Source organism: Candidatus Aquicultor sp., assembly GCF_054640775.1.
Genome location: NZ_JBTSLF010000147.1, coordinates 1 through 6,363 on the forward strand (window position 1 = coordinate 1; position 6,363 = coordinate 6,363).

Consider the following 6,363-nt stretch of genomic DNA (forward strand, 5'->3'; position numbering starts at 1 on the left):
ACATTTAGGATTTATTCCGAGCTTTTAGCAAGTAGATAATGGTTAGTACCTTGTAATTATCTATTACTTGTCCGTTGCCCTGGAACCCACTTTCTCGACCCATACCCTTCTGGATTCTGGCTCTTCGAAAATGCGATTTAAGAGGGCCCATCCAGGGGATATAGAGAGGAGTAAGAAGAGGAGGTTTTGTGGGGTATCTTGGTGCTGAAGAGAAAACGACCTGTCATCTCTGCGGGCTGCCGGTAATAGGCAGGGCGTACGAGCGGTCGGATGAACCTGCAGGCGAAAATGGACAGCTGAGGTTTTGCTGCCACGGGTGCCTGCAGGTGTATGAGCTTGCCCAGGAGATGGGAATCGATCTCAACGACCGTGGCGCAATCCGCGACCAGATTAGAAACCGCTGGCAAAACGGTCAGAATTCGCATGGCTACCAGGCGAATGTCAAAGTTGACGGCATGTGGTGCCCATCCTGTACCCTGTTGATTGAGGCGGCCGTCCTGAAACGGCCCGGCATCATGAACGCCGAAGTCAACTACATAACCGGTTCCGCCCTCATCCAGTATGACCCTTCTATCGTAAGCGAGGGCGATATCGTTCAGGATATCTCATCCCTCGGATATAACGCGGAGTCGTCGTTTGAAGGCGTCGATGAGCCGGGCAAACACGAGCAGCGCTACCTCTTCATACGGCTTATCATCGCCGTGGCGATAACGATGCAGATTATGGTCATCTACTTCCTTATCCTCTATCCGGCCTACATAAAAGGGGTCATCAACGACTATACGGTAAGCTACGAATACGTCGTGTGGGGGCTTGCCACACCGGTGCAGTTTTTGGCCGGCTGGCCGTTTTTAAGGGGCGCGTACCAGAGCATAAAAGCACGGTACGGCACCATGGACCTGCTGGTTACGCTCGGCACCCTGTCGGCATACCTCTACAGCATCTATGCGACGTTAACGCGAAGCGGCCCGGTTTACTTCGACTCCTCGGCGATGATCATTACGGTGATTATCATCGGGCGAAGCCTTGAGAACCTGGCAAAGGTGAAATCGGCCACGGCAGTCGGGGGCCTCATCTCGCTTCTACCGAAGCAGGCGTGGCTGGTTAAAGACCAGGCTATCGAGCCGGTTGCAACGGATAAAGTCGAACCCGGGATGCTGGTTCTGGTGAGGCCCGGCGAGAGGGTGCCGGTAGATGGGATTATCGTCGAGGGGTCGTCTTCCCTGGATGAGTCGATGTTAACCGGTGAATCGACCCCTGTAGACAAAGGTGTGAACGACGCCGTTATCGGCGGGACGCTTAATATAGGCGGCAGCCTCATAATCGGGGCCAAAAATACCGGGGACGAGGTCACGCTTGCGCGAATAGCCCGCCTCGTTGAGGGTGCCCAGTCAAGCAAAGCCGCCATCCAGAGGTTTGCCGATAAGGTGGCGACCTGGTTCGTACCGGTCGTGCTCGCGCTCTCGGGGCTTACGGCAATCGGCTGGTATATGGCAAGCGGGTCGTTTACAACTGCACTTATTAGGGCGGTCACGGTTCTGGTCGTCGCGTGCCCCTGCACCCTGGGATTGGCCACACCGCTCGCGATCAGCCTTGCGGCGGGCAAGGCATCGCGCCTCGGCATATTGATTCGCAACGCCGATACGCTCGAGCGCGCCGGGCTCATACGCCAGCTCGTCTTCGATAAAACCGGCACGGTCACAAAGGCAAAGATAATCGTGGATGCGGTGTATCCGGTCTCTGATGATATCCCCGTGGATGATATCCTGCTCCGTGCAGCGGGCCTGGAGTTCTTCTCCGAGCATCCGGTCGGGCAGGCGATCGTTGAATCCATCGGCGAATCGGTGCCCCCTGTCTGCCTTGATTTTAAGAAGGAATTGGGAGGGGTATGCGGAGAGGTAGCGGGTGAACCCTTGCTGGCCGGGTCGGAACAGTACCTTGCAGGAAAGGGTATTGCGATAGACCGGCGGCTCAGCGGAATCGCCAACGCATGCCGGGAACGCGGGCAGGTGGTGATATTTGTCGCCGATAACGAGAAAACGCTGGCCGTCATCGCCCTTGTGGATGAGACCAGGGAAAATGCCGTCGAAGCAGTCGCAGAACTTAAGCAACGCGGCGTTTCTCTCGCCATTATCTCCGGGGATAACCGCCGGACGGTCAAAGCCATCGGTGATAAGCTCGGCATCGATGATGTCTTTGCCGAAGTGCTGCCGGACCGCAAGCTTGAGATTATCAAGGGATTGCAGGAGCACCAGTTCGTCGGGATGGTCGGAGACGGGGTAAACGACGCCCCGGCCCTTACGCAGGCCGACCTCGGAATCGCTATGGGCGGCGGTACCGATATCGCCTCTGAGTCGGCAGATGTCACCTTGCTAAGCCAAAACTTATCCGACATATCGAAGCTTTTGGACCTGTCACAGAAGACAATGCGGATTATCAGGCAGAACTTCGCGTGGGCGCTCGCCTATAATACCATTACGGTAACGGCGGCGGCGGCCGGTCTGTTAACGCCGGTAATCGCGGCGGCGGTGATGGCCTCGAGCAGTCTTATCGTTATCGTCAACTCCGCGAGGGTCCGGTAATCCATACAGCATGAATTCACTTATAGCCTGGCTATGTGCTTTTCCAGTTACTTTCTGGTTACGACTACGTTGTTGATGAACCGGTTAATCACGGCTTTACCTGTAGAGCGGGCGTCGTCGGTAAAGTATGCAAAGATATAGAAGTAGTTGGTATCATCAGTCCTAAACTCGATGAGGTATTTATCGTACTGCCTGGTACCGATGGTGATTGGGCCTTCGTGCGTTATTGGAACACCCTTAAGCTTCTTCCCTTTAACGAGCGGGAACTCGCCAAATATCACCTTGGTGATATCGAGCCACCCCATCTCGATGTATGCGCCAGAGGGCGGTAGCGACCCGATATCGGCTTCCTTAATATAAAACCAGTTGTTGGGTCTGGGAAACTGTGGTTGTATCCAGAAGGGGTTATTCCCAAAGCTATTAATCGAGGCAATGTAAAGGGTCCCGTATTTGTCGAGCGGTGGGTCTTGCGTGCAAAGCGTCCACTCGCCGGGGTAGGAAAAAGAGATACCGGTCTGGCTGCTAGTAAAACCCCGCCAGGGGCCGGTATAGCCCGGAGTACGCTTGCCGTCACAGCCGGACGCCGCAACAAGGGCGCCGAGCAAAAATAGTGTCACAACCAAGGTATATGCGGCCAGTATTCGATGCGATCGTCTGAAGATCATCTCGTCTACCTTATACCGGGTTCAAGTAAAAACGTAAGTATCATCCAGGAGGCCCACAGGATACCGATGACTATCAGAATAATCCAATCGCGCTCCTGGCTGGCCATACCCCACCGCTCGTCCTCGCGCTTGAAGCTTTCGATTAACGCGCGCTGAGCTTCATCCTGAGGCATCTGACCTGGAAACTCCTCACCTTTTGTCTCGTTTCGCTCTTCGCTACCCATACGATTACCTCACCAAAGCGTTTAACGCTAAGAAAAGTCCCTTTGCAGGGAAACCTGCACATCATTTGCCGGGCATCCCATGGACTGCAGCAACTCTTCAACCGTGTAGCCGTGCTCCAACCATGCCGCAAGCTGCTCCTCATGCGACCATACTACGATAAAGGTCGCATACACTCTTCCGCCGATTTTCGTGGCAAACATCTCGGTTCGGTTCATCCCATGCATGCCCTGCAAGTAACCCTTCATGGAGAGCCATGAAAAAAACACGTTGTTCCATATTTCCTCGGTCATGGAGGCAAGAACCGTGTACACGTACGGTGCTTGGCCGTATGCCTTGTATTTTGTAGTGCCGAGACCGGTCTCTAGCTGCCGTTCCGCCTCGTCGCTTTTTCTCTCAGGGGTCGCATCGTTATTTGCCATAGCTACTCTCCCAGGCCATTTCCATTGCTAATAGATCTGACCGAATATGATAGTGATCACCATATAATACGCCATATACGCGCCGAGAACCGCAAATGCGGCGATGTTAAACGCATCAACGGGGGCCCCGCGTTCCGATATATACCCGTTATAGACCTCAACGGGATAGAGATCGCCGCTCACACGGCGTGCAAACCAGGCATAGATAAAATAGTAAAAGAGGATAATGGTAAACCCGAGCGACCCATATGTCCAGGTAAGAGAAGCGGGGTTCATATTGTAGGTCTCCTTCTTGCCCGTGAAATCCGTCTGCGCCAGGTACTCGTAATATGCTTTAACGCTTTTGTCGTCACTGCCACTCGGTACCCTGGTAATCGGCGTATAGCTTACATAGCTCTCTTGGGCATATGCCTGCCATACCGCTGCCACGCCCAGCAAGATATAGGCAATCGTCGTTATGAACAGCAATACTTTTATCCGGCGATACGTGTGGCTGCGATTATCAAGACCCATCCTCTGTCGCACCCCCTTCCCACCAACCATTCCGGTAGGATAACCGTGGTTTGTTTATACCGGCGGGTGCTTATCGCACCCGCCGGTATCCCAATAATCTTTCTCATCATGCTCTATCACGATATGCTTTACTTTCTCAGCCTCTCTAAAAGAGCCGCGCATAAAAGCCACCAGAACCGCCACGGAGAGCGGCAACACAAACAGCGTTGATGCCAGAACCTGCCACTCGACGATCGATAGCCTCATCGTTATACCTGCCCCTACGAAGTGGTCGTTGTTGTTCCGCTGGTCGAGCTTGTCGTCCCGGCCGATGACGAAGTAGTTGCCCCGCCGCCGCTTGTCGTCGTTGACCCACTGACAGATGATGTCGTTGTGGCGCCGGCCGTACCGAAGCCCTTGCGGTCATTCTCATTTTTCCTGAACTGGATAATGTATGACTCGATCTGCCATATCTCGTTTTCATTAAAGGTGGTCTCCCAGTTTGGCATATCTGTGCCGTTAACACCCTTTGTGATAATCCACCAGACTTCACCGTCGTTCATCGTTTGAAAATCGTGATCGCTGGTGAAATTGATCGGTTCCTGCGGCATATGGCTTGCTGCTGGCCCGTTCCCTTTACCTTCCGACCCATGGCATATCCAACACGTGCGATCGTACATAACCTTACCGGCTGCAATGTTGGCAGCTGTTACTCCAAGCGGGTTCTTAAGCGCAGCGACATCGCTCGGTGGTGGGGTCTCCGGTACCTGTGCTTCTGTCTCGCTTGTCGATGTCGTCGTTGATTGGGTTGTCTGCTGTGCACAACCTACGAGCAGCGCTATCAACAACACAACCATTCCTAAAAATATCTTCTTCACTGCTTACCTCCTTCTTCTAGTACCACTTTTTCTCTAAGCTTCCCAAGGCGACTTGAGAGCTTGATTCTATTGCAACCCTACTTCACAGTAAGGGATGCCTTCATGTACGGGTGCAAATCGCAATGGTATTTAAATACCCCTTTGTTCTTAAAAATAAGCTGGTAAGTATCCCCTGGATTCATTACTTTCGAGCTAAATCCACCCAAATCAGCCGTAACCGTATGTGCGGTATCATCCCTGTTTGTCCAGATAACCGTCGTGCCCACATCTACTGTCAAGTTCTTTGGGTTGTAGCCAAGCATTTCTATCGTTACAGCCTTCGTCCCCGGCTGTGACGGACACCCCGCCAACGCCAGCATAATAAGCATTAGCCCAATGGCCGCTACCATCCGGATATATCGTCCCCTGCCCATACAACCTCCGCTATATATAGATGAACCTCTACGTTCTTGGCTAACGTAACTCATCGACCAATTCGGGGTCGCCGTCTCGCTGGTTCTTCGGGGGCTTTTCCCCCGGGCGCTTCTTAAGATCGGCCCAGCCCTCGTCAAGATACCCTTCATAGATACTTTTAATCTGGTCCCGGGCCGACTGCAGTGAGACCATACCAAACCCCGGTGCATCAAACTGATCGCCTTTATTGAGCCCCCTCAACACGCGCATGGCCTCAAGCATGAACGGGTCTTTTGTATCGTTCTCGCCCTTAAAATCCGCGTTGGCGTCAATCGGATGCTTACTTACATAGCTCATGAGGCCGGCGGGTGGCTTCCACTGAATATACTTATCCGGGGTCGGCACCTCATCGGGGCTAAGTCCACCGTTCGGGATGGTTTTGACAAACAGGACCACTTTCCAGATATCATCAACGCGTAACCGGGTGCCAAAATTCTCCATGGCCGAGCCGGGAATCCCTCTTAAGATACGGTAGTAATAGTCGCCAGGAGAAGTATCGTTGCCATCTGCCGCATCACCGTGATCGGTAAAATTGATCGGGGTCGGGCTCATAAACCGGGCTGCCTCGCTCACCGCGGCCCCTCCCTCGCCATGGCACCCGATACAGCGCTCCTGGAATATCTCACGCCCACGGATAAGATTATCCTTC

At 53.4% G+C, this 6,363-nt stretch carries 9 protein-coding genes; 1 reads left to right on the forward strand and 8 read right to left on the reverse strand.

Translation table 11 applies throughout. The annotated features are described in order from the left end of the window. Positions 1-188 precede the first annotated feature (188 nt). Positions 189-2,582, forward strand: coding sequence for a heavy metal translocating P-type ATPase (locus ACYC56_RS11150; protein ID WP_461374254.1), 2,394 nt, complete (start codon positions 189-191; stop codon positions 2,580-2,582). Between the two features lie 47 nt (positions 2,583-2,629). On the opposite strand, the gene ACYC56_RS11155 is transcribed toward ACYC56_RS11150, so the two are convergent. From ACYC56_RS11155 to ACYC56_RS11190, 8 genes are all read right to left on the reverse strand, one after another. After that, positions 2,630-3,247, reverse strand: coding sequence for a hypothetical protein (locus tag ACYC56_RS11155; RefSeq protein ID WP_461374255.1), 618 nt, complete (start codon positions 3,245-3,247; stop codon positions 2,630-2,632). Between the two features lie 5 nt (positions 3,248-3,252). Beyond that, positions 3,253-3,471: a hypothetical protein gene (locus ACYC56_RS11160; protein WP_461374256.1), complete on the reverse strand. Its 219-nt coding sequence runs from the start codon at positions 3,469-3,471 to the stop codon at positions 3,253-3,255. Positions 3,472-3,498: 27 nt separating this feature from the next. Then, positions 3,499-3,891 (reverse strand): hypothetical protein, encoded by a 393-nt coding sequence (locus ACYC56_RS11165; RefSeq protein WP_461374257.1) that lies wholly within the window; start codon positions 3,889-3,891, stop codon positions 3,499-3,501. 27 nt (positions 3,892-3,918) lie between these two features. Continuing rightward, positions 3,919-4,416, reverse strand: coding sequence for a hypothetical protein (locus ACYC56_RS11170; protein WP_461374258.1), 498 nt, complete (start codon positions 4,414-4,416; stop codon positions 3,919-3,921). Between the two features lie 42 nt (positions 4,417-4,458). After that, on the reverse strand, positions 4,459-4,650 hold the full coding sequence (locus ACYC56_RS11175; RefSeq protein ID WP_461374259.1) for a hypothetical protein: 192 nt from the start codon (positions 4,648-4,650) through the stop codon (positions 4,459-4,461). A 14-nt stretch (positions 4,651-4,664) separates the two neighbouring features. Further along, on the reverse strand, positions 4,665-5,261 hold the full coding sequence (locus ACYC56_RS11180) for a c-type cytochrome (protein WP_461374260.1): 597 nt from the start codon (positions 5,259-5,261) through the stop codon (positions 4,665-4,667). Between the two features lie 77 nt (positions 5,262-5,338). Next, positions 5,339-5,674 (reverse strand): cupredoxin domain-containing protein, encoded by a 336-nt coding sequence (locus ACYC56_RS11185; RefSeq protein WP_461374261.1) that lies wholly within the window; start codon positions 5,672-5,674, stop codon positions 5,339-5,341. A 40-nt stretch (positions 5,675-5,714) separates the two neighbouring features. Then, the coding region (locus ACYC56_RS11190) for a c-type cytochrome (protein WP_461374262.1) at positions 5,715-6,363 on the reverse strand (649 nt) is incomplete at its 5' end.

Bases quoted from the DNA above. Each gene is read 5' to 3' on its own strand.
- ACYC56_RS11175 (WP_461374259.1), bottom strand. From the start codon at position 4,650: ATGAGGCTATCGATCGTCGAGTGGCAGGTTCTGGCATCAACGCTGTTT.
- ACYC56_RS11160 (WP_461374256.1), bottom strand. From the start codon at position 3,471: ATGGGTAGCGAAGAGCGAAACGAGACAAAAGGTGAGGAGTTTCCAGGT.
- ACYC56_RS11165 (WP_461374257.1), bottom strand. From the start codon at position 3,891: ATGGCAAATAACGATGCGACCCCTGAGAGAAAAAGCGACGAGGCGGAA.
- ACYC56_RS11185 (WP_461374261.1), bottom strand. From the start codon at position 5,674: ATGGGCAGGGGACGATATATCCGGATGGTAGCGGCCATTGGGCTAATG.
- ACYC56_RS11155 (WP_461374255.1), bottom strand. From the start codon at position 3,247: ATGATCTTCAGACGATCGCATCGAATACTGGCCGCATATACCTTGGTT.